This window comes from Verrucomicrobiota bacterium (genome assembly GCA_034440155.1).
Taxonomy (GTDB): Bacteria; Verrucomicrobiota; Verrucomicrobiia; order JAWXBN01; family JAWXBN01; genus JAWXBN01.
Window position 1 is genome coordinate 1 of the sequence record JAWXBN010000105.1, and the last position, 23,598, is coordinate 23,598.

The following is a 23,598-nucleotide window of genomic DNA, read 5'->3' on the forward strand; positions in this document are numbered from 1 at the left end:
CTATCATATGATTTTTTGTCAGCCATTTCTCGCATTGGGAGTCGAGGTCATCTTCTGGGTGGTCCTCGGGCTGATTTATTTTGGGCAATTTATTTTCAAAAAAATTTCCGCAGCAAACGAAAATCGGGCTCTTGAAGAAGAATCCAACAAAACAAGAAGGTTTAATGACCCGGCACAATCCGGTCAGCCGACGTATCCGCAGTCAAATAACCAAGCACCCCAGAAAACTTATCAGCCAGCCCAACAAAAGTCTCCTGAGGATGAACTCCGGAAATTTCTGGAAGCTCTCGGTTTACCCGTCGATAACACAAGCTCCCCTACATTTCCTGAGCAGGAACACACTTTCTCACCTCCCCCAGCCCCGCAGCCTAAACCAACACAAGATGTATTTCCCCGGCTGAATCCTCCAACTCCAGCCTCTTCGCCTGTGCCTCTAGAAATGGATGAGGAAGAATATACTGATGTCGAACTCCTGCCGACAGTCGTCAGTGCTGCCAACCAGAGCTGTTTCCAGACAAAAATCGAATTAAAATCTGCTGACTTAATGTCAACCGTGGACCAATCCACTCACTACATGTCCCAGAACGAGACTTCTAACGAGGCCTATGCATTGGATGCCCATGCAGCCCGAAGGAATAAAACAATTTCATTAAACCCCCTGCGCAAATTGCTCGCTGACCCTGTAAAACTCAAACAGGCCGTTATCATGCGCGAAATCCTCGGCACTCCCAAGGGTTTAGAACCCTAACATCGCCTTGATTTGTGGTATATTTCCGCGGTTATTATCGATCAGAAAAGCTTTCATTCCAGCATTGATCGCCCCCTCATAATCTTCGCGCCTGCTGTCGCCAATATGCAAGATATCCCCCGGGTTAAGGCATAATTCAACTGAGGCAAATTGAAAAATCACAGGATCAGGCTTTTCTACGCCCACATCACAAGAAATAATGAGCTGATCAAAAAGGGGCTCCAATTCCAAAACCTTCAGGATCGGTTTCAGGCGTTCGTCCCAATTCGAGAGTACAGCCGTTTTAACCCCCTTGTCCCGGCAGAGCATCAGGATATCGAGTATCCTGGGGCAAACTGTCCAATGTTCCTTTTTGAGAAACTCACCGTAAACCATTGAGAAATATTCATCAAAAATATCCCCCTGATCAAATGGTGCAAATTGCGCGGATGTAATGAGTACGGTACGGACCAGATTTCGCCACCACTCCTTCGATGAACTCGTCAATGGAGTGCCATTGACATTGACGGGGGCGACCGACTTGAATACTTTTTTGAAGGACTCATCTAATCCAACCGCATCCAAGGTGATTCCCATACGCAGGGCCACGCCTGCATAAATCTCCCCCACAGGTTTTGAGGGGTATATCAGGGTACCTCCCGCATCGAAGGTAATGGCTTTTATCGACATGCGTTTATACTAGAGCTTTTCATTAAGTTCTAAATTATCTTTATGAGGGAGAACCCCCAGCTTCCAAAGGGCTTCACCGGCTAAAAAGAGGGAACCGCAGATAATGACCGGTTCTGACGCTGTTTTTTCCAAGCATTCACCTACTGAAGCAATTTGCTCGACCTTGATAGTCTCCGATTTGTTATTGAGATAATCCACAATGATCTCGGGGGATTCAGTCCTTCCGCTCTGGACGGGCAAAATCAAAAACTTTTTAGCCAAGGGAATCAGCTCATCCAAAATGGCTTTCCATTGTTTATCCTTGAGCACCCCGAAACATATCGTCCATTTTTGGCCGTTATACATTTTATTTAAAGCACTGGCGAGTGTTTGGGCGGCGGGGAGGTTGTGACACCCATCAATAATCAAGGGGGGATCTTCTCGAAGGATACTCATCCTGCCCGGCCACTGGACATTTTTGAGACCTTGAATGATTTTACCATCCGGGACCCGCACACCTTTGACTTTCAGGCAATCAATGGTTTTTAGTGCAATTTGCGCATTAACCTGCTGAAAATCTCCGGCTAGCCCGAGGTCATAATCCGTTTTATAGTTCCCCGCCTCATAAAGCGGACTCATTTCATCGCGGCATTTTTCGATAATTACAGTCTTTGCCTCGATAGACATGGGCCCGATCACACACGGCACACCGAGTTTGATAATCCCGGCTTTTTCTGCTGCAATCAGCTCAAGAGTCCCACCAAGATAGGCCATGTGATCAAATCCGATCGAGGTAATGACCGAAACCATCGGATTTACAAGATTCGTCGCATCCAGGCGTCCACCCATTCCGGTTTCCCAAAGGACAAAATCTACTTTTTCACGGGCAAAATGTTCTAATGCCATCGCTGTGATGAATTCAAAAAATGTGGGAAACCTCCCGCCATTTTCTTTCTCAAGGGATTTGGCCGCCACCATCACCCTGTTAGCTAACTGAACAATTTGCTCTTGGGTGGCGTAACCACGGTCAATCTGGAAACGTTCTGCAAATGAAACGAGGTGGGGGGAAGTGAAAAGCCCCGTGTGGTAACCCGACTCGCGTAAAATGGCCTCCAGCATGGCCGCTACGGAACCTTTTCCATTGGTTCCCGCAATATGGATGAATTTTAACCTGCCCGCGGGACAATCCAGCAATTCATTAAGCCGGATAATATTTTCCAGTCCCAGCTTTGTGCCGAATTGCCTGAGCTGGAAAAGGAATTGGATAGTTTGTTGGTAGGATTGAAACAAGCTGGGGGGGGTCCAATAAAGGTTATTCCTCGATGTCGCCAAAACCCATATAGGAGAAAACGAGGTTAAGGGTTTTCCTCATTTGTAACCGCGGCACGATCATGTCGATCAGGCCACGTTCTGTCAGAAATTCCGCTGTTTGAAAACCTTTGGGCAGATCCTGATGAGTGGTCTCCTTGATCACGCGTGGTCCGGCAAAACCCACCATAGCCTTGGGTTCGGCAATGATCAGGTCTCCGAGGGAAGCATAACTGGCCATGACCCCGGCGGTCGTGGGATTAGTCAGGACGGAAATGTAAGGAAGATGGACCTCTGCATGACGAGCCAAAGCAGCGCTCGTCTTCGCCATTTGCATCAAGCTAAGCATCCCTTCATACATGCGGGCCCCACCGGAAGCACTAATAATGACTACCGGACATTTTGCTTTTGTCGCCGCCTCGATGGCCCGTGTGATTTTCTCCCCGACGACAGAACCCATACTGGCCGCCAAGAATGAAAAGTCCATGACCGCAAGATATAATTTTTGACCGTTGATTTCAGCATGGCCACTGATGACGGCATCTTTAAGGCCTGTCTTCTTCTGGTACTCGATGAGTTTATCCTTGTAGGCGGCGACACCCGTGAATTTCAGGGTGTCCTTAGAAACCATGTTTTCATCGATCTCGACAAAGGAACCTTCATCGACCATGGATTGTATCCGTTCGCGCGCCCCGATGCTATTATGATGCCCGCATTTCGGGCAAATCTCTGCATTTAGGGCGAGTTCCCGTGTATAATTAATCTCCCCGCAGGCTGTGCATTTCTCCCAGAGACCTTCAGGAATATCGCGTTTTTTGGTTTGTCCGGATGAGTAAGTGGGCTTTTCAAAATTCGTTATTTTATCGGATTCAGTTGTCATATCAGTTTTTTTTATCCTCTTGCTATAGTCAAGACATGTACATCAGTGGCTCCACCCTGCTTTAAGAGTTGGGCGCATTCACTGGCGGTGGCACCAGTGGTGAGCACATCATCCACGAGCAAGAGCTTGAGTCCACGGACTTTTGCCTTGGGAGAGAGTTTGAAGGTCTGCTTGAGGTTTGTGAAGCGTTTTCGTCGATTGAATGTTGTTTGTGTCGAGGTGTCCTTATCACGGAAAAGACAGGATAAATAGTTAATTTTAACCTCCAGCGCGAGGGCCCGTGCCAAAATCTCGGCCTGATTAAAACCACGCTCCCTCCATTTCCGGGGGTGGATCGGTACCGGGACTATCCCGTCAAAGGCATAATCCGCATAGTGATACAAATAGGCTTCACCCATCCATTTGCAGAGCAAATTGCGCAGCCAGAGCTGTTCCCCGTATTTAAACTTGTGGATTAACTCCCTGACCACCCCTTCGGTTTTTGCATAGGCACGGGCTGAATCAAAATGAAGGTCAAGTTTAGCGCAATTTGCACACTGGCGGGGGTTACTCATCGCCCCTTGGTAAGGCTTACCGCACCTCAAGCAAACGGGGGAAGTCACCCGGACGACCCCGGTTAATTCTTTTTCATCCACCCACAATCCATTAGATGAGTCCAAAGGCCTCCCTGAAATCGAGCAATTTACGGGATAAACCAAACCGAGGGCGGTTTCAATAATCTGCTGGAGATTTTTGACGGGATTCATAGATTATTAGTCCTGTCAAAAGGATGACCAACATGATAAGCCCATAGAGGCCATCATAAAGTCCATTCCCGTACAGACGGGGGTCTAATGCCTTTGAGTTATCAGTCAGTAGCCCCATCGTCTTGAGCATAAAAACCCAACCAGCATGGAGCCCGATGGAGAAATACAGGGATTTTTTCTTTAAAAAGGCATACCCTAAAATAAGCCCGGCCAAAAGGAGTGCGGAAAACTGGTAAATAATCGCTGTCGGATCGGCAAAGGCCCTAAAGCTTTCTGGAATGAGCATGAAACCGGAATACCACTCGACCTCCACACTCCCAAAATCAGCACTCGGTTTCAAAAAATGAACCGCCGCAAAGAATAAGCTGCCTGATACGAGTGCCGGCCAAAAAGCGAACGTCTTACGTAAACGGGAAAGGATGATTCCGCGAAAAAAGATTTCCTCCAAACCGGCCACTATGATGGCCGTAAAAACAAAGCGGATCAGATAAGACCAGTTAGGATCTGCGCGAAAATGCCTTGCTCCGGTAAAATAATAAACTGCTCCGAGGCATAATATACTCGCCATCCCTAATAATATTCCCCCAAAAAAACGGCGGCCACGCCCATACTCAGCACTCAATCCAATGTCCGTCCAATTCACCCCGAGCTTTGCTAGGAATGGAATCATCAAAATCAACGCGGATACCATGATCGTCCTGCGGAAGTAGCGGGAAAAATCCTGTTCCTGCAGCCAGTACACCAAGTTATTATCGATGGATAAAGCTTGGACAAAGTTATAGACCAGAGGGGAAATAACAGCCCCTATAAAGGCCACAGCAAAGATATATAAAAATATCAGCTTAAAAGTTCTCACAAAGAGAGATTTTCAAGATTGATGGATGAAAAGCAAGCTCTTCATTCACTATTTTAGAGGGGTAACTTTACATCGATGTGTAAGTCGCGCAGTTGCCGCGGTTCCACATCAGCCGGTGACTGCGACATCAAGTCTTGTCCTCTTTGGTTTTTCGGAAAAGCGATGACATCCCGGATACTAGTGGTGCCGCAGAGGATGGCGACTAAACGATCCAGTCCCAAGGCGATTCCCCCATGAGGGGGTGCCCCGTACCGAAATGCCCGGATCATATAACCAAAACGGCTTTCCGCGACATCTTTGGGGATTTTCAGGATATCCTCGAAAAGTTTCTTTTGGATATCCGGTTGGTGTATGCGGATGCTCCCACCCCCGAGCTCGACACCATTGAGGACAATATCATAATGTTGACCGCGCACTTTGAGTGGTTCACTCTCCAAAAGGGGGATATCCTCTACTAAGGGAGATGTGAAGGGATGGTGGCTAGAGATATAACGCTGTGTTTCCTTGTCAAAAGTTAACAAGGGAAAATCAATGACCCAATGAAAATCGTATTGTTCGGGATCAATGACTATTTTTCCCAGGCCTTGGAGGTATTCCCCACAACGCAAGCGGATTTTGCCCAGAACCTCACAGGCATCGAGCCATTGTCCGGCTGAGAATAAAATCAAATCACCTTCTTCAATATTGAGTTTTTCTTGTAACGCCTTCTTTTCGGCATCAGAGAAAAATTTTACAATCGGGGATTTCCATTCACCATTCTCGATCTTGATAAAGGCCAGCCCCTTGGCTCCTGCTGCTTTCGCCAAGTTCGTTAACTCATCAAGCTGGCCTGTCGTAATCACAGCGAATGCCTTGGCATTGATCGCTTTAATCACTCCGCCGTCCTGGATCACACTGGCAAAAACCTTGAACTGGCTCTGGCGGAAGACCTCAGTCAGGTCGTTTAACTTCAAGTCAAAACGTCGATCCGGTTTATCAATCCCGTAAGTGTCAATGGCCTCCCGGAATGAAATACGGGGAAATGGGGTAGGAATATCCATACCTTTTGTCGCTTTCCATACCTGTTTCAGGAGTCCTTCGATTAAGGCGTAGATATCTTCGCGCGTGATAAAAGACATCTCCAAGTCGATCTGGGTGAATTCGGGCTGGCGATCCGCACGCAAATCCTCATCACGAAAACAACGGGCGATCTGGAAATACTTTTCAACCCCGCTCACCATCAATAACTGCTTGAATTGTTGAGGTGACTGCGGCAACGCATAAAATTTCCCGGGATTCGCACGGGAAGGAACCAAATATTCACGGGCTCCTTCAGGTGTGCTTTTGAAAAGTATCGGAGTTTCGACCTCAAGAAACCCTTGGTCATTAAAATAATTCCTTGTGGCCAAAACAGCCTTATGCCGGGTCTTAAGATTATCCAGCATCGGACGTCGGCGCAGATCAAGATAACGGTAGGTCAACCGGAGGTCTTCATTGGCGGGCTCACGATCCAGTGGAAAGGGTGGTGTCTCGGATTTATTCAGTATTTCAAGCTGGCTGACGACCAGTTCGATTTCGCCCGAGGCCATTTTCAGGTTTTCAGTGCCCGCAGGACGTTTTTGAATGAGTCCTGTGACTTTAATCACATCTTCTGTCCGGAGATGTTCAGCCACACTAAACATTTCCTGATCCTGGGGATTAAAAATAATTTGTACCAACCCATCCCGGTCCCGGAGATCGGCAAAAATGACACCACCAAGATCACGACGGACATCCACCCACCCTGAAAGGGTCACCGTTTGGCCAATAAAACCGTTATTTAATTCACAAAGTTGATTCGTTCTAAACATAGTTATCCTCTTGAAACAAAGGATAGTACGCTAGGAAGTTGTGCCGAGGATGGCAAGTGCGGAATGGAGTTTTTTCGAGGAGCAGTCCCCTCAATATGCTATTTCCAACTCTTGGCAAACTGCGTCAGGTTGGCGCTTGAATTAGTAACCATCCATATAGCCACGCTATTTGTCAGAGATCCACCAGTCAGTCCAGTATTGTAGGGCGCAGGAATCGTTACGACTCCTGTGTAATTTGTGTCGAGCTGTATCTGATAAGGATTACCTCCTTTACCCATAAACGGATCATAATAGGCACCATTGGAAATACGACTCTGTTGAAAGTCAAAAAACCTGATTCGTTTTGGGTTTTCATAACCCGCAGTTGGATCATCATTACCCGACAGCATGGCGACCACATTAGATGATGTATTCGTCACCACCCCTGAAGGAAATACCCCGTATTCATTTTCATACATCTTGAATGCTGTGACCAGCCCGTTGCATTCCACGTTAGCCTGTGCTCGGCGTGCGGAATTTTTCACCCCGGTGACGACAGGGAATAACATTCCCATGAGGACGGCGATAATGACGACAACCGTCAGTATTTCAATCAAGGTCATGCCTTGAGTTTTGGATATTATATTCTGGGATTTCATTTTTTACTTTCCTCCTCGAGACGCTCACTGAGCCATTGTTTTATCATACTCTGATAGTTCAGGTAACGCAAGCGGGCGAGCCGCTTGATTTTGGATAACATCCGCGGATCCATCCGCAATGTAATGGTTGTTGATTCGGTATTATCGGTATTCACCAAGGACGAACTCAATAAAGACACATCTAACCCGTGGGAAAACCAATAAGCCGACTCCTCCATATCATTCGCTGGGATCGGGATGTCACGCCAGTCTTTAACGATTGCTTCCATTTTGCTTTCGCCACTCATTAACGTCCGTCTCCTTCCAAGGACTGTTTAGTCTTGCGCCTATAAAAGAGAGACTCATGCTCCATCATTAGCCTGCTGGAGATGATCTGGACACTTTTCCCGTTGGAACGGTAAACACTAAAAATCAGCCCCCCGTTACCGGCTTGGCCTAGGCTGAAATACCTTGTTTGATTCGCATACACCTGGATCTCAGGGAGGAATTTCAAACCAAAGGGATCTTCAAAAGACTCCTCCACATCCTGTTTCGAAATATCAGGATGGACGGCACATTCGATTCTCCAGTCAAATTCCATAATAAATCAGTGGCGCCAGTTTGTAATCCATGTGGCGATACCCGTGGGATTTGCAGCACCAACTGAATTTGTGTAACTCGTTTGATTGTTTGGCATCACGGGACTGCCCGAACCCGCCGTACTCCAGAGATCAAAACCAGACAGGTTATTACTTCCCGTGCATTGATAACCATACGGGTTACCGTAAGGATCAACCAAGCTATTGGTCCCGCCCGCCCCATTGGTCGTATACTGTCCTGATTTGAACTGGGCGATCGGACGGGTTCCATTGCCATTATTCCTTGCTGCACCCAAGTAAAAGAAGAGATTATTTAAACTCGAAAAACTATTTGTGGGATAATCACCTTCTTCATTCTTGTAACGTTCCAGCTGTAACTCGATAAATTTTATCTCGGTAGTCGTCCTGTCCCGAATGGCTTTGTTATTGGCATATCCGATGACCCCGATGGTAATACCAGCCAGAATCAAGATAATGGATATGACCGCCAATATCTCAATCAAAGTGAATGAAGCCAGGGGATTTTCTTTAGGTGGTATATTTCGAATCGGGTCTTCCATATTAACTTACCCTGATGTCAGGTTATTGATGATTCCGATGAGGGGCATAAACATTCCAATGACAATGGTCCCGACGACTAAAGCCAAAAATACGATCAAAATAGGCTCGATCAATGAAGTCAGACCGACGATGGCATTATCCACCTCATCCTCGAAATTATCCGCGATTTTTGCCAGCATCTCGGGTAATTGCCCGGTTTCTTCACCGACCTCAATCATACTGATGACCATGGGAGGGAAGACTCCGGAGGCCTCCAAAGGCGCAACAATGGACTCACCTTCTTTGACACTATCATGGACTTTAGTGATCGCTTCAGAGACGATTACATTCCCCGCCGTATCACGCGTAATATTTAATGCCTGTAAAATCGGAACACCACTGGTGACGAGTGTCCCTAACGTGCGGGTAAAACGGGCAATCGATGTTTTCCTGGTTAAATCACCAAAAATAGGGGCTTTTAATAAGAATTTATCGATAGCCTTCCGGCCGGCGGGTATCTTTGAAATGATTTTATAAGCAATGATGATCACAGCCACAAACACAACCAGAATGATGAATTGGTTTTTAACAAATTCACTGACCCCGAGAACAATTTCCGTAATCAACGGCATGGGTTTACCCGGCATGAGTTCCTCGAAAATCTGGCGGAACTTTGGGACAATAAACACCAACAGAAATCCCATGATGATAATCGCAATCGCAAGCACCGCCACCGGGTAAAACATCGCTCCCTTGATCTTGCGTTTAATCTTTTCGGCTTTCTCCATGAAATCAGCCAGCCTGGTTAATGTGACTTCGAGCACACCCCCGAGTTCCCCGGCCTTTACCATATTCACATAGAGCTTATTAAATACCTTGGGGAAGTTTTGAACCGATTCAGAAAATGTATTCCCCCCTTCCACAGAATCCGCCATTTTACGGATAATCGATTTGAGTGCAGGAGTCCGTTCTTGTTTATGTAATACATTCAAGCTGCGAAGAAGAGGAATGCCAGCAGCATTTAGTGTCGCTAACTGTCTTGTAAACGAAGATAATACCGCTGGTTTAACTGATCCACCGGATATCGATTTTCCAGCTCCGGGCAGCTTGAAATTAAAATTCATTCCGGACCCCTTACCCTTGGCCTTGCCCCCCTTACCATCACCTAAAACGACACCTGTCGGAAAAAGCCCCTGTTTTCTCAGCTCATTAAGGACATCATTTTCATTTTCAGATTCGATAACCCCCTTAACTTCCTTTCCTCGGGAATCCATTGCCGTATAAGAAAACTTCGCCATATATTTATAATTTCCAGAATAATTAGAAAAATTGCAATTAAAAACCTATAATAAAAAATTTACCTTTTAATCCAAAAAATACGGTTAAAACTACATAAGTTATTTATAATCAAGGTATTAATGAGTATTCTCTCCTCCAGTAAACAGACTCTTGAATTTTTCGGTATCACGTAAATTCTTCAAGTCCGGATCACTTTTCATCCAATCCCAATCATTATATCCTAGTTTGATCGCTTTGATCAGGCTTTTGATTGCCTTTTGATTTTCACGGAGAAGGGCGTAACTACAAGCAAGATTATACTGGATCATGGAATCATCGGGGAGGAGACGCGCCAGTTTACGGTCGATCTCCAGGCTCTTTTCATGGTCCCCGGTTTTGGTATATAAGTCACCCATGACTTTTAAAAGCTCGACATCTTTGGGCGTACGGTGCATTAGCCCTTCGTAAAACGCCAATTGCACTTTAATATCACTTTTAGTTTCATTCTTTGGCATGGAAAAAAGTTTGATGGAATGCGTCGGAAACGTCAAGACCCGTGAATAACTTACTGTCTTTTATTCGCCCCCGGATACTCTTTTTTTCATGATGAGTCGGTTTCCGTTATTCTCGCCTGACTGCACTAACTGCACCTCATCCATGACTGACGTGATCAGATATACCCCTAATCCACCCGGGCGTATATCATCGATATCCCGGGATTTGAATTTCGCCGGATCCACGCAGGTGGCATCATCCTCGATTTCAAAGAAGCAGGAGTCCCCTTCTTTATGGATAAAAAGACGTATTTCATTCCCATCACATTCGCCGTATCCATGCCGGTAAACATTTGTCACCGCCTCATCCAAGGCCAATACGATCTGGCCCACTGCCATCTCGTCAAACCCCGCGCATGCGGCTGAGCGCCTCACAAACTCACGGATGCCTGCAAATTGCGCAGGCTCACAGGGCACGGCAAACCGGCGGCCCTTTTCTAAGGTTTCATTAGCCCTCGTAATAAAAACGGTCAGGTCGTCGTGCTGGGGTGCTTTCCCCGAGAATCGTTTTAATTCCTTATCGATTAAATCGATCATCGCTTTCGCGCAAAATGCCTTATCGGGCAGCAGTCCCATGATTTTTTCAAGGCCAAACTCCTCGCTCTGTTCATTACGGGACTCCGGTAATCCGTCTGAATAAAAGATCAAAGATTCACCCGGCCTGATCGTCACCGTCGTCTGCGGATACACTGAGCCGGACAGTACCCCTAAAGGAATGCCCGACTCTGTTTTTACCAGTGTCGCAGTCTCGGACGTGACAAGAAGCGGATCGTGATGTCCGGCATTTGCTAATGTGATTTGATTAAGGGCGCGGTGATAAAATGCACAAATAGCCGTAACAAAAAGCCCGTTTGTGCGTTGCTCCGAGAAAGCTTCATTTGTCGATTCCAAAACCTCTTGAGGAGTTTTACAATAACGGGATAGCATCCTGATTTGTGTGAGTGTCTGCGCCATCAGGAGGGAGGCCGGCACCCCTTTACCCGACACGTCCCCGATCACCGCACAAATAACATCCTCATTAATCTCGAAAAAATCATAAAAATCCCCACCCACAGCCCGTGCGGATTCATACAAAACAGCCACCTCACAGAAGGCACCGGAATATAATTTATCCGGTAAAAAATTTGCCTGGATGTCACTGGCGACTTGCAGCTCCTGTTGCGTGCGCAAATTGCTCATTTCGGCTTCTTTGAGCCGGGCGTTCTCGATAGCCGTGGCCACTATCTTTGCGTATCCCTCAAAAACCGGCAGCTCATATTCATCAAAAAAATCTTTTTCCCCGGGGTTCAAAGCCTGGATGACCCCGATACATTTCCCGTGTGAAATCAATGGGGCAGTCAAAAGCGAGCGCGTTACAAACCCCGTTTTTTTGTCGGCGTCCTTATAAAAACGCGGGTCATTCTGACAATCCTTGACCAAGACCGATTGGTGATGCTCATAACTCCATCCGGACACCCCTTTGCCTTTAGGGATGCGGAGCACTCCGACCTGACCAGTAATGGTTTTCTGGACTGATGTGGCACGCATGATCAATCCGCCGCCTTCAGAGTCTTCAAGCCAGAGGGTCGAGGCCTCGGCACCGATCACCTTTTTAGCGATATCCAAGACCTTTTGGAGTAATGTCTCGAAATTTTCTTCGCTATTGATGATCCCGCTAATCTCGACCAACCCCCGATAGGCATCCCTTTCCCACGTAACCTGATTCAAAATATCCGGTGCGACTTTTTGAGGATTACCTATCATGATCTTTATCCGTTATTAACGTTTAGGGATACTTCCGGATTTCACCTGATTTTTATCAACCGGAGTGGAATCCGACGGTACTTGGTTTGGAAATGCAGGTAAAAGCATTTTCCAAGGGCGCTCGGCAAGCATCCGACTGAGGTATTTGAGGTTTACCGAGGCATTCTCGAGGTTTTTGAGTAAATCCCTCAGGTTTTGTTCATTATTCCCGATGACCCCGTTTGCTTTACCCACCAACCCATCGGCTTGCGTTGTTAATTTGTCAGCATTACCAATGAGTTTATCCAAACCTGTAATGATCCCGGGCAAGTCTTGATTCACCTGTGCCGTGATGACCGAAATATTTTTCAGGGAATCATCCAGTGTTTTGACCGTCGCCTGAGTATCCGCCAGCATTTGATCAAGGGAAATAGGATCTCTTCCTGTCATGACATCGGCCACTGTTGCTTGTCCTGCATCATAATTCCCCGGAGATATCTCGAGATACTTTTCACTGAGCAATCCGGCAGCGGTAATGGAACCGGTGGAGTCTTTGGGAATAAAAATATTTTTATTGATCCTAGCGGTTACCTCGACACGTTTGACCTTAAATCCCGAAGCACGCAGCTCATCGGCGGTCAGCAGCCTGACACTCACGACTTTGCCCGCGTGGACACCCGACACCCGCACTGGAGCCCCGTCATCTAAGGAATTTGCAAAGTCAAAAGAAAATCGGACATCCTGTTGCGGTTCGGAGGTCACCTGCCCGATCACGTATATGCCGCAGACCACGATCATAAATGCGATAATTGTCAGAACGCCTGATTTGATTAAATTCAGTTTTGTCTTTTCCATAAATTTTTAGTCTCCCAACATCGATTTTAAATAATTATCACTGGACTGCCGGAAAGGAATCGGCCCGTCGGCCTCACCATTGACGAATTGTTTCATAATCGGGCTCGTCCCGTCATTCATCATCTGGCGGATCTCATCGGGCGAACCTTGCGCGATCACCTTACCTTTGTGAAGCATGATCATCACGTCACCAATCCGGAAAGCACTGGCCATGTCATGGGTCACCACTACAGCCGTCATGCCGAGCTTTTTACACAAATCACGGGTGAGCTCGTCGACAACAGCCGTCATGATCGGATCCAAGCCTGCTGTGGGCTCATCACAGAAGAGTAATTGGGGGTCTAATGCGATGGCACGTGCCAAGCCGACCCGTTTTTTCATTCCCCCGGATATTTCACTGGGCAGGAGGTTTTCGAATCCGGTCAACCCCACCATTTCAAGTTTCATCTTTACCACGATATCCACCACATTCGCGTCAAGGTCACCATGCTCGAGCAAAGGTAATGCGATATTTTCGCCGACGGTCATCGAGTTAAAAAGGGCTGCACTCTGGAAAAGGATGCCAAATTTTTTCCGGATCAAGTTAAATTCATTTTCGGATATCTGATTAATATCTTTGCCGAAGAGCCTGATCGATCCGGAATTAGGTTTGTGGCTACCGATCAAATGTTTCAAGAGGGTAGACTTTCCACAGCCACTGCCCCCCATGATAATCACGATTTTGCCGCGCGGCACTTTCAGGTTGATCCCGTCAAGCACACGGCGGCCGCTGAACTCTTTAACGAGCCCGTCGACTTCGATCATGTATTCAGGTTGACTCATGTTAGAATGAAATTAATACGGCTGTTAATACGGCATTAGCGACAATAATCGCCACCACTGACATGACCACGCTATTGGTTGTCGCTTTCCCGACACCTTCCGATCCTCCCTCCACCTCAAAAGCATAATAACAGCTTATTGTGACGATCAGAATCCCAAAAACAAAACTTTTGATCACCCCGGTCAGTACATCAATAATCTCCAAACGCTGGATAGCAGATTCAAAGAAAATATTCGACGGGATATGGAAGGCCCAATCGGCATAAAGCATCCCGGACAGACATCCGACAAAACTACCAATAACCGTTAAGACAGGATTCATCAAAATCATGGCCAAAAGCCGCGGGGAAATCAGAAAACGAACAGGATTGATCGCCATGGTCTTTAAGGCTTCGATCTCTTCGGAGACTTTCATGCTCCCTAGCTCCGCTGCCATTGCAGACCCACATCGGGCAATCACAACACATCCCACGATCAATGGCCCCATTTGGCGTAATATAGAGACACAAACGATACTTGAGAGTAAATCCACGGTCCCGATTTTCACCAGCTCCCGAGCACTCTCCATGGACAGGATCAACCCGATAAAAAACATAATCAACACCACCACCCCGAGCGAACGCACACCAAACTCATTCATCTGGAAAAAGACATTGCGCCAGCTGAGTTTATGCCCTTTGAAAGGTGCCAGAAAAGTCCAATAAAACGCCTGCATCAGGAGATTCGAGTAGCTCCCCAGCTTTTCCAGCGCGTATAATATTTTTTCTTTCACCCGTTTGCTTATTTGAAGGATTCTAATGCCCCTGCCTCATCTAAGAAAATGGTGAATACAGAATCCAAACGGGCAATCTCAAAGACATTTTTCACCACGGGAGCCAACCCACAGAGTACGAGTCGGCCTTGGAATTTCCGGCTGCGTTGGAAAACATCGATCACCGTCGCCAGCCCGGAACTGGCTATATAGGTGGCCTCATTAAAATTCACTACGATTTGTTTCGCCTGTTTTTTGATCAATTGATCAAAAAGAGCACGCGCTTTGGGAGCGTTTGCCAAATCGAATTCACCCGAGACATCGATGATGTGAACCCCATTTTCTTCCCTGAAAGATATTTCCATAGGCCTTCCTTCATAAAGAACCGGTTATTATGGAACAAGCTTTTTTACGAAAAATAAAATGATCATTCTGGGGAATCTTATTATCTAAGAATCCTCAAATGGGCTTCAGCCGGCCCCGTGTCCCGTGATATGGGGCTATGGCTTGGTCAGGGGTGCCCGAATCCATCGCAGTCTAACCCTTATCATTGACCCATTTAGTCAGTCCCGAAGTAATGACTTTTTAATTGGATAAAATACCCGCTTTCCTCGAGTTTGAGGAGGGCGTGGTTAATATCGCGCCTGAGCGGACTGCCTGTGGGTAATGCAAACCCGTATTTTTCAATATTAAATACAGGCCCGACTTCGCCAATCGGTAATTCCGGATGACTATTATCATAATACTGGAGGAGCGGGGCATCATCGATAATGGCATTAACCCGTTTTTTTACGAGTGCGTTGACTGCCGAGGGTAAATCCTTGAAACTCACAGTCTCCAGATGACGCTCAGCGCAATACAACTCACCCGGACTGCCTTGGATTACACCGATTACTTTTCCTCCCAAGTCATTGGGGCCATTAATTTCATTTCGGAGAGTATTTGCCGTCATGACACTGGTAATCGAGGAAGTGATATAAGCAATAATCGCCACCCCACAAGCCAGCCATATCCCCGCGACCACCCTCCCCATCGGCCCAGGAATCCCCTTGTGATTACTTTTTCCTGTCATGGTCACCGACATCACGTGGTAAAAGGAATCGGCCAGTCCATGTGTCCATTCAGGGGTAAACTCCTTGTCATAATGCCTCTGGACAAGTGTAAAAATAATGGTGCCCAATAGAACAATGACTAATCCCACAGCAAACACCTTCAAATGACCTCCCTCGATTAAGCCATTCCAGAGCTTCTTGAATGTTTGATTTTTATTATTATTAATCATGACCCGTAATCCGGCATCAAAAAATGGATGACTAAAATCCACTTCCTTCATCCTTTGGCTTGTGATGGCCATATCACTCAGGGCGACATCGATTTCTCTTTTACTAATGGCCTCTAAAAGCTCAGCCACGTCATCAAATTTACGGTAAGTAAATGTGATTTTTATTTCTGCGGCCACCCGTTCCCAGAGCTCAATAGCAAATCCACTATATTCGCCGTTTAAATCAATAATAACAAAAGGCGAATCCGCACAGACGCCTACGACTAGCGGTTTATTGCCCACCGGCACTGGATTGTCATTTGACGCAGCCCCGTGCAGAACCGGCGAGAAAACCAGACACAGAATCAGGAATGATGAGAATTTCTTTAACATTACCATTTTCTACCCCTTGAGTGATTAACCCGCTAAAATTTCAGTCAGTTCAAATTCCCTTTTCACCAAAGCCCCGATTTCTTGGAGGATCTCAAGATCCTCGGCAGAAAAACTCCGCGGCTCTATGTCCATGATACAAATCGTGGCTACGGGATATCCGCTATCCAGGATGATCGGTGCCCCGGCATAAAACCTCACCTTCGGAGCATGTGCCACCAGCGGATTCTGGGCGAAACGCTCATCTTCAAGAGTATTAGGCACGATCAAGGGTTTCATAAAAAGAATCGGGTATTGGCAAAAGGATATATCCCTCGGCGTTTGTGTCACCGCCAAACCCTGTACGGATTTAAACCACTGCCGGTCAGCCTCGACCATTGAGATATAGGCGATGGGCACTTTGAATATCAACTGTGTCAGATTCACTAACCTGTCGAAACGCTCTTCAGGGGGGGTATCAAGCAAGTGCAATTTGCGCAGGGCTTCTAACCGTTTTCCTTCATCATAAGGGGGAGTGGGTAATGGCATGGTAGCGAGACTAACCCAATGCACCCCTTCATGACAAGTCTCTAAAGGGACTCTAAAATATCCCGTTTTCAATATCGAAAACTTCCACCTCACCCTTACCTTTTAGCGTGACCATCCCTCGGGAATGGCTCTTGACCATATGCCTGACCTGTCCGGCAAATTCCCCGCTGGCCGTGATATGATCCGCCTCACTGGCACTCTCCAGTCGCGCCGCCATATTCACCGTATCACCCCAGACGTCGAAGATAAATTTCTTACTTCCCACTACCCCTGCGGCAATCGGCCCGATATGCAAACCGACTTTGAGTTTCCAGTATTTCTCCCCCGCCTCTTCTTTTTCTTTATGGCGGGAACGGATAAACTCCCTCATTTCCAAAGCACACCGGACCGCATTCATCGCACCCTGCATTCCGCACACACCAAAATCGGAAACCGCCATGTACCCGTCCCCGATTGTCTTGAGTTTTTCAATCTCGTGATCCTCGGTGATCTGGTCAAAAGCGGTGAAACAAATATTGAGCTCATGGACAATTTGCTCAGGACTCATGGATGAGGATAAACTCGTAAATCCCGTGAAATCGGTAAAAATCACCGAGACATCTTCGTATGCCCGCGCCTCCACTTTCCCATTCTGCTTCAGCTCATAAGCGATTTCATCGGGCAGAATATTCCTCAAGAGCCCGTCGGACTTCGCCTTTTCTTGGGCGAGCTCTTTCTGGCTGTCGATGAATTTATATTGGACCTCGATGAGTTCAAGCATCCGGAACTCATGCTCGACAAGTTTCCCCAGCTGATCCAGTACCTCCAGGTCTCTGGCGGACAATTTGCGCGGCACACGGTCCATCAGGCATAAACTCCCGACATTCAAACCCGTCTCCACAGACAAAGGACGCCCTGCATAAAAACGAATTTGGCCCGGGCCGGTGACCAAGGGGTTCTGATTAAACCTCTCATCAAGCAGCGTGTCCTCAATAATCATCGTCCGGTTCTCTAATATCGTGTGCCCACAAAATGAAATATCCCTCGGGGTCTCCGGCTTATCGATCCCCACCTTTGACTTAAACCATTGTCGATCGTTATCCACCAGCGAAATATAGGCGACAGGAAAATCAAATATCTGTGCTGCTAACTTTACAATGCGGTCGTAACGTTCCTCCGTGGGAGTATCCAAAATACGCAATTTGCGCAGGCTATTCATTCTCAAGGATTCATAAGCGGGGATCAACATCCCTCCTTCTGTAAAGGAAAGTCTAAGACTATAATAGTTTTTTTTAGAGTTCACCCCACCCCTATTCTTTGCCCCGCTAAAATCCCCTATTCACCATTTACTTTTCATCTATTTTAGAATATCTAATCACTACACATCCCCTATTACCCAATCAACAACCCATCTCCCCTTTCTGGATAGGCAGAATAATTTCTGTCCCATACATGTTTGATCTGTACGGGGAAAAGCGGATATAAAATCCTCTTACGCGGGAGAATGACCCGATAGAGGGTCAAAGCTGAGATTTGAGGATTTTTGTCCGGGCAAATTGCTGCGAGCAACCTGCGCCCATTGCCCGCCCTGTCTGGCAATAACGGCGGCGCGGAAGCGCACGCCCTCCAGTCAAAAAAATCTGTGTTCATCTGTGGATAAAAAAACGGGCGACTCTGGCGGTGGCCCCCGGTGCAAATTGCTTTTTTGTAGGCAGACGTTTCGGCTGATCCTGCGCCCTGCGTGAGAGGACTCCCTCACTCCCCAAGAGACTCTAGAAGCAATCCTGGCACGCGCTGGAATTCCTTTTGGTTATGGGTCAGCAGGCTTTTACCGTGTTCCAAAGCACTAGCGGCTATCCAGAGGTCAAAAGGACCGATCTGTTGGTTCTTCTTTCTGAGCTGGGCAAATTGCTCAGCGTAAATCTGAATGGTTTTCTCAGTGGGCCAGACAGTGATAAAACGTCCGAGAAACTGCTCAATCTGGGTCGTGTCATGGCGGACGATTCTGGCACCGCGGAGGAATTCCGCTTTGACGATCCAAAGGAGTAAAAGTACTTTTCCGGGATTTCTCTTGATCCAAAGGATTTCCCGCCCCTGCCGGGGCTCGCGCCAGAGCCCGATGAGGAAGCTCGTATCAACGATTACTTCCATGCGTTCTCCTGCCATTGATTGCCCTCTGCGATTACTTTTTCTATCACCCCAGCCTCTTGCTCGGTCAAAGGACTGATATCGGCTATGGATTCTCCGATCTCAGCAGCGGAGCCTTTCTCTGGTAGCACCCGGAGAATCACCTTTGTGAAAGAGTCCTTATCATCCCCTTTATAAGCTAATAATCGTCGATAAGCGTCCTCGCTCAAACTAATCGTCTTCATGTATGCACAGTAACACAGATACACAGATAAGTCATGGCCTTTTTGCGAGAATCGTGCAAATTGTTTCGCGAGAAAAATTAAAACTTGATCTGTGCTAAAAAAAACAGACACAAGATTCTCTTGGAAAGAGAATGAGCAGACAGAGGGGTAATGCTGCTATGGAAGGCAAAGAGTAAGAATGCCAATCTTGACAGATGCCTGAAAATGTAAGAAGGTAAGACATGGTAACGACGCTTTCAAGTAAAGGGCAGGTGGTTCTCCCGCGGCTGGTGCGTGCGAAGTTAAACCTATCCCCCGGAGCCAAGCTGGAATGTGAGGTGCAGGGTGATTTTATCGTATTAAAGCCGCAGGCACCCAGATCAAAAGTACATGAAACTGTCGACGATGAGATTTCTGGCCTAAGAGTCACCAAGCGTAATCAAGGTGATACGTTTGTTACTTCCGACATGGTGAAAGAAATACTCGCAGACTTTCCATGAAATATCTATTTGATGTCAACACTTTGCTTGCGCTAGCCCATCAGAATCACGCAGATCATAAAAAAGTGAGTCTTTGGTTCCAATCTGTTTCTCCTATTGCCAAGGAATTCCAGACATCATCTATTACTGAACTCGGGTTTGTCAGAGTAAGTGTCCAAGCAGGATTAGAACCTGATATCAGTGCCGCGCAAAAGACATTGGCCGGGTTAGCACAGTCTAGCAAAACGCCCTTTGTGAGGATTATAGACTCCATAGGTGTCGCCAAAATGCCGAAGTATGTGAGAACCCCCTCTCAGCTTACCGATGGCCATTTACGAGAGTTAGCTCATTTAGCAGGTTCCCAGTTCGTGACACTCGATAAAGGAATACCTGGAGCACTGCTCATCTCCTGAGAAGAAAATCCTCCGGAACTTTTTTTTCTCTCTCATTTCGGCATGGTCTCTGATCCCCAGTAATGGTTTGATTCGCATGTGCCGCTCACCATCCCTCACCCCGGATCCAGAACAATTTGCTCCGCCCGACCCATTCCCTATCACCAATCAATAACCCATCTCCCCTTTCTGGATAGGCAGAATAATTTCTGTCTCATACATGATTGATCTGTACGGGGAAATTGCTGCGAGCAACCTGCGCCCATTGCCCGCCCTGTCCGGCAATAACGGCGGCGCGGAAGCGCACGCCCTCCAGTCAAAAAAATCTGTGATCATCTGCGTTAATCTGTGGTTAAAACCTTCTGTGTGTGTCTTTCGGAAGACTGTGGTCTTAACCGTCAGCGAGGATGACGCGGGCGGTATTGAGTCCACTGGCTCCGAAGACCCCGCCGCCGGGATGGGTGCTCGCACCGGTGAGGTAAAGCCCGGGCATGTCCGGCACCCGATAAGCGGAGAGCTCGGGCAAGGGACGCCACATGAACATCTGATCGATACTCATCTCCACATGCATGACATTTGCCCGGATCAGCCCGAGCTTACGCTCGATCTCCAGCGGGGTCTGGATATATCGCCCGATCATTTTCCCGCGCATATTCGGCGCGTATTGGCAAACGAGTTCATAGAGTTTATCCGCTTCACGTTCGGCAATGTCGTCCCAGTTCTCTCCGTTGGAGAGTTCATACGGGTGATACTGGCCCCAGGTAAAAAGGGTGTGTTTACCTTCCGGGGCGAGGGTCGGGTCAATCGCTGAAAAACTCATGGCGACGACACTGGGTTCGCGTGGGGGTAGTCCGAATAAAAAGTCACGGTGACTGGACTTTAAATATTCAGGCGAAGGACACAGGAGCTGCAAGGCACTGTGATAGTCTCTCGGGGTCTTCCCATCCGCTGCCATTTGCGCGGAGTAAATGGGGAGTTCCTCGACAGCATGGCGGACGATCATGCCAAATCCATTCCCCACACGCACTTTGCTGACACGCTTGCGCAATTTATCTGGGGCACCCCGGAGCAATTTGCCAAAGAGCGTCTGGATATGGCAGGCGCTGACGACCTTTTTGCCTTCGTATTCCCCGGCCTTCGTCCCCACCCGCCATCCACCTGCAATTTGCTCTACACTTTCGACTTCGGCATCGAGTTCAATCCGGGCACCATGGGCGAGGAGCATACGTTGTAATGCCTGGGTGAGTGCGCCACTACCACCTTTGGCCCGGGCGGCACCGATCTTGTGCATCATGGCATTCCAGCCGAACATATCGCCGCTGGCGAGTTCGCTCGGGGCCGGGCCGGATTGTGCGGAGAGCCAGAGGAGTGCTGTCTTGAGATGAATATTCTCAAAGAGCTCATCAATGATCTGACCGTAAGGGGCCATCAGCTGGCGCGAGGTATCGAGACTGCTCCAGAGCTTACGTGAACGCCAGTTGCGCAAATTACGTTTAAACATCGTCCAAGCAATCCGTCCGGGGGTCGGCGGCTGGAGGAATGTCTCAAATACTCCCTCATTAAGCTCCATCCAGTGGCGGACAAAATCCCGATAAGCCTCGGCGTCCCGTGGCGCAATTTGCGCGATGGACTGGCAGGTTTTATCGATGTCTTTCCAGAAAGTGATGCCCTGATCGGTCCCTTGGATCGGGTAATACCCCCAAGGATCCATCGGGATGTATTCGAGCCCGTATTTGGTCGAGAGCTCCAGGTCTTTGACCACCGGAGTCGCATGAATCATAATGTGCGCCGAGGAACCGACATCAAATTTATACCCCGGAATAATCTCCTCCGTGCACACTGCCCCGCCGACGATATTGCGCCGTTCCAGTACGAGCACCTTCCGCCCCGCCCGCGCGAGATAACCCGCACAGATCAGGCCGTTATGCCCCGCCCCTATAATGATGACGTCATACATATTGTTTACCCCTAGTTGGTAGAGAGAGAGAGTTTTTAACCACAGATTTTCACAGATTTTTTAAAATTCAGAATAATGAAATGGGAGTTTTTGTTTGAGTTTCCTCAGAAAATACAAACCTTTTGTATTCGAGAGAGTTTGCGCCAAAATTAATGAGTAAGCCGCGTGGTAATCGGGTTATTTTTAAGTAATTGAGGATTTGAGCTTCTTCAATCTCGGTAAGCTTTTTTATCGCCTTCGTTTCAACAATAATTGATCCAAAACAAACGAAATCAGCCCTGAATGAACTGGGCAATTTACTCCCTTTGTAAAAGATAGGGAGTTTAATCTCCCGATTGAATTCGACTTGCTCATTGAATAACTCCACAGCCAATGCATCTTGGTAAACCGATTCTAAAAAACCGTTTTTAAGTTCCTTATGAACTTCCATGGCTGCACCGATAATTTCAAAAGTCTGGGGATCTTTTAGATTCATTATAAATAATCTGTGTTAATCTGCGTGAATCTGTGGTTTTAAAAGTCCCTTTAACTCAGTGATGATATCTGTGGTGGGGACGGAGGACTCTTCGCGGGTGGAGAGGGTTTTGATTTTGACTTGGCCGGCGGCCCATTCCTCGGGGGCGATGACGAGGGCAAATTGCGCGCCGCGCTCTTCAGCAGCTTGGAATTGTTTGCCGACCTTTATGCCGGAGAGGCTGTAATCGGTTCTCCAGCCTGCGCTGCGCAAATTGCTTACGATCCCGAGGGCTGCACCGCGGAGGGACTCATCCACGATCACGACGTACACCTGCAAGGCATTCAGGCCGGACGGGAGTAAATTGCGTTCCTTGAGAAGATCTCCGAGCACCACGTCGCCCATGCCAAATCCGATGGCGGGTAAATGAGCGCCCCCCATCTTTGCGATCAAATCATCGTAACGTCCCCCGCCGGCTAAAGCACGTCCGGTGAATCCCCCATCCTCATTTTGGGCGAGCTCAAAAGCTTCAAAGGTCGTCGATGTATAGTAGGCTAATCCCCGGACAATCGCCCCGTCGAGCTTGATAAATTTACCGACATCCCCCATCGAAGCAATTTGCCCGAGATACTGACCCTTGAGATTTTCCATGGCGTCATTGGCCGCCTTGTCAGTGAGCGGCTGACTCATCCAACCATTCGAACACAGGTCACGCACTAGCGCAAATTGCGCCTCGGAGAGTCCGAGTTCAGCGAGTTTAATCTGTAAATCCTCAGGCTTCATTCGTTCAACCTTATCGATCAAGGTCAGAGCTCCGGGCATTTTGTCGGGAGGGAGGCCAATATCCGAGCTGCCCAAGAAAATGCGCCAGAATTCCCGGCTGAAAAAACGAACCTGAAAATCCTTTTCAGTCAGGCCAAAGGCCCTGAGTAAATCCACGAGTAAGGCGAGAGCCTCCACATCCGCCGAGAAGGAAGCCTCCCCGATTACGTCGCAATTCAGCTGGAAAAACTCCCGGAGCCGGCCTTTCTGGGCGCGTTCATACCGAAAACAC

The 23,598-nt window shown here is 47.7% G+C and carries 28 protein-coding genes; 3 read left to right on the plus strand and 25 right to left on the minus strand.

Annotated features, from left to right (window positions below; translation table 11 throughout):
• Positions 1-748, plus strand: a 748-nt coding sequence (locus tag SGI98_11145; GenBank protein MDZ4743958.1) for a hypothetical protein, incomplete at its 5' end; no start/stop codon positions are given.
• Here SGI98_11145 and SGI98_11150 read toward each other — a convergent pair.
• The 22 genes from SGI98_11150 to SGI98_11255 form a co-directional block, all read right to left on the minus strand.
• Entirely contained in the window at positions 737-1,417 is a 681-nt protein-coding gene (locus SGI98_11150; protein ID MDZ4743959.1) for an HAD-IA family hydrolase, read from the minus strand. The genes SGI98_11145 and SGI98_11150 overlap by 12 nt on opposite strands.
• A 9-nt stretch (positions 1,418-1,426) precedes the next feature.
• Entirely contained in the window at positions 1,427-2,686 is a 1,260-nt protein-coding gene (locus SGI98_11155; protein MDZ4743960.1) for a folylpolyglutamate synthase/dihydrofolate synthase family protein, read from the minus strand.
• Positions 2,687-2,708: 22 nt separating this feature from the next.
• Positions 2,709-3,584, minus strand: coding sequence for an acetyl-CoA carboxylase, carboxyltransferase subunit beta (accD, locus tag SGI98_11160; GenBank protein ID MDZ4743961.1), 876 nt, complete (start codon positions 3,582-3,584; stop codon positions 2,709-2,711).
• An 11-nt stretch (positions 3,585-3,595) separates the two neighbouring features.
• Positions 3,596-4,330, minus strand: coding sequence for a phosphoribosyltransferase family protein (locus tag SGI98_11165; protein ID MDZ4743962.1), 735 nt, complete (start codon positions 4,328-4,330; stop codon positions 3,596-3,598).
• Positions 4,296-5,186 carry a CPBP family intramembrane glutamic endopeptidase gene (locus SGI98_11170; GenBank protein ID MDZ4743963.1) on the minus strand — a complete coding sequence of 297 codons (891 nt, stop codon included), beginning with the start codon at positions 5,184-5,186 and terminating at the stop codon, positions 4,296-4,298. Before SGI98_11170 ends, SGI98_11165 begins: the two co-directional genes overlap by 35 nt.
• 53 nt (positions 5,187-5,239) lie before the next feature.
• Entirely contained in the window at positions 5,240-7,015 is a 1,776-nt protein-coding gene (aspS, locus tag SGI98_11175) for an aspartate--tRNA ligase (protein ID MDZ4743964.1), read from the minus strand.
• Between the two features lie 98 nt (positions 7,016-7,113).
• Positions 7,114-7,653 carry a type II secretion system protein gene (locus SGI98_11180; GenBank protein ID MDZ4743965.1) on the minus strand — a complete coding sequence of 180 codons (540 nt, stop codon included), beginning with the start codon at positions 7,651-7,653 and terminating at the stop codon, positions 7,114-7,116.
• Positions 7,650-7,922: a CopG family antitoxin gene (locus SGI98_11185; GenBank protein ID MDZ4743966.1), complete on the minus strand. Its 273-nt coding sequence runs from the start codon at positions 7,920-7,922 to the stop codon at positions 7,650-7,652. The genes SGI98_11180 and SGI98_11185 overlap by 4 nt, the downstream gene beginning before the upstream one ends.
• Before the next feature lie 17 nt (positions 7,923-7,939).
• Complete coding sequence (locus SGI98_11190; GenBank protein ID MDZ4743967.1) at positions 7,940-8,233, minus strand: hypothetical protein; 294 nt, start codon at positions 8,231-8,233, stop codon at positions 7,940-7,942.
• 6 nt (positions 8,234-8,239) lie between these two features.
• Positions 8,240-8,791, minus strand: a complete 552-nt coding sequence (locus tag SGI98_11195) for a type II secretion system protein GspG (GenBank protein MDZ4743968.1) — start codon at positions 8,789-8,791, stop codon at positions 8,240-8,242.
• Between the two features lie 6 nt (positions 8,792-8,797).
• Positions 8,798-10,069 carry a type II secretion system F family protein gene (locus tag SGI98_11200; GenBank protein ID MDZ4743969.1) on the minus strand — a complete coding sequence of 424 codons (1,272 nt, stop codon included), beginning with the start codon at positions 10,067-10,069 and terminating at the stop codon, positions 8,798-8,800.
• Between the two features lie 117 nt (positions 10,070-10,186).
• Entirely contained in the window at positions 10,187-10,564 is a 378-nt protein-coding gene (locus SGI98_11205) for a hypothetical protein (GenBank protein MDZ4743970.1), read from the minus strand.
• A 60-nt stretch (positions 10,565-10,624) separates the two neighbouring features.
• Positions 10,625-12,346 (minus strand): SpoIIE family protein phosphatase, encoded by a 1,722-nt coding sequence (locus SGI98_11210; protein ID MDZ4743971.1) that lies wholly within the window; start codon positions 12,344-12,346, stop codon positions 10,625-10,627.
• Positions 12,347-12,361: 15 nt separating this feature from the next.
• On the minus strand, positions 12,362-13,180 hold the full coding sequence (locus SGI98_11215; protein MDZ4743972.1) for an MlaD family protein: 819 nt from the start codon (positions 13,178-13,180) through the stop codon (positions 12,362-12,364).
• A 6-nt stretch (positions 13,181-13,186) separates the two neighbouring features.
• Positions 13,187-14,002, minus strand: a complete 816-nt coding sequence (locus SGI98_11220) for an ABC transporter ATP-binding protein (protein MDZ4743973.1) — start codon at positions 14,000-14,002, stop codon at positions 13,187-13,189.
• A gap of 1 nt (position 14,003) precedes the next feature.
• Positions 14,004-14,774, minus strand: coding sequence for an ABC transporter permease (locus SGI98_11225; GenBank protein ID MDZ4743974.1), 771 nt, complete (start codon positions 14,772-14,774; stop codon positions 14,004-14,006).
• An 8-nt stretch (positions 14,775-14,782) separates the two neighbouring features.
• Positions 14,783-15,118 (minus strand): STAS domain-containing protein, encoded by a 336-nt coding sequence (locus SGI98_11230; protein ID MDZ4743975.1) that lies wholly within the window; start codon positions 15,116-15,118, stop codon positions 14,783-14,785.
• A 194-nt stretch (positions 15,119-15,312) separates the two neighbouring features.
• Positions 15,313-16,407, minus strand: a complete 1,095-nt coding sequence (locus tag SGI98_11235) for a transporter substrate-binding domain-containing protein (protein MDZ4743976.1) — start codon at positions 16,405-16,407, stop codon at positions 15,313-15,315.
• Positions 16,408-16,431: 24 nt separating this feature from the next.
• Positions 16,432-16,932, minus strand: coding sequence for a GAF domain-containing protein (locus tag SGI98_11240; protein ID MDZ4743977.1), 501 nt, complete (start codon positions 16,930-16,932; stop codon positions 16,432-16,434).
• 52 nt (positions 16,933-16,984) lie between these two features.
• Positions 16,985-18,160 (minus strand): adenylate/guanylate cyclase domain-containing protein, encoded by a 1,176-nt coding sequence (locus SGI98_11245; GenBank protein MDZ4743978.1) that lies wholly within the window; start codon positions 18,158-18,160, stop codon positions 16,985-16,987.
• A 506-nt stretch (positions 18,161-18,666) separates the two neighbouring features.
• Complete coding sequence (locus tag SGI98_11250; protein MDZ4743979.1) at positions 18,667-19,062, minus strand: type II toxin-antitoxin system VapC family toxin; 396 nt, start codon at positions 19,060-19,062, stop codon at positions 18,667-18,669.
• Positions 19,053-19,283 carry an antitoxin VapB family protein gene (locus SGI98_11255; protein ID MDZ4743980.1) on the minus strand — a complete coding sequence of 77 codons (231 nt, stop codon included), beginning with the start codon at positions 19,281-19,283 and terminating at the stop codon, positions 19,053-19,055. Before SGI98_11255 ends, SGI98_11250 begins: the two co-directional genes overlap by 10 nt.
• A 221-nt stretch (positions 19,284-19,504) precedes the next feature.
• Between SGI98_11255 and SGI98_11260 the strand changes: the two genes are divergently transcribed.
• Entirely contained in the window at positions 19,505-19,762 is a 258-nt protein-coding gene (locus tag SGI98_11260) for an AbrB/MazE/SpoVT family DNA-binding domain-containing protein (protein MDZ4743981.1), read from the plus strand.
• Positions 19,759-20,154 (plus strand): hypothetical protein, encoded by a 396-nt coding sequence (locus tag SGI98_11265; protein MDZ4743982.1) that lies wholly within the window; start codon positions 19,759-19,761, stop codon positions 20,152-20,154. The genes SGI98_11260 and SGI98_11265 overlap by 4 nt, the downstream gene beginning before the upstream one ends.
• A 370-nt stretch (positions 20,155-20,524) precedes the next feature.
• Here SGI98_11265 and SGI98_11270 read toward each other — a convergent pair whose 3' ends face one another.
• The 3 genes from SGI98_11270 to SGI98_11280 all read right to left on the minus strand — a co-directional run.
• Positions 20,525-22,090, minus strand: a complete 1,566-nt coding sequence (locus SGI98_11270; protein MDZ4743983.1) for an NAD(P)/FAD-dependent oxidoreductase — start codon at positions 22,088-22,090, stop codon at positions 20,525-20,527.
• A 67-nt stretch (positions 22,091-22,157) separates the two neighbouring features.
• Positions 22,158-22,565, minus strand: coding sequence for a GxxExxY protein (locus SGI98_11275; GenBank protein MDZ4743984.1), 408 nt, complete (start codon positions 22,563-22,565; stop codon positions 22,158-22,160).
• Positions 22,566-22,580: 15 nt separating this feature from the next.
• The coding region (locus tag SGI98_11280; protein MDZ4743985.1) for an ATP phosphoribosyltransferase regulatory subunit at positions 22,581-23,598 on the minus strand (1,018 nt) is incomplete at its 5' end.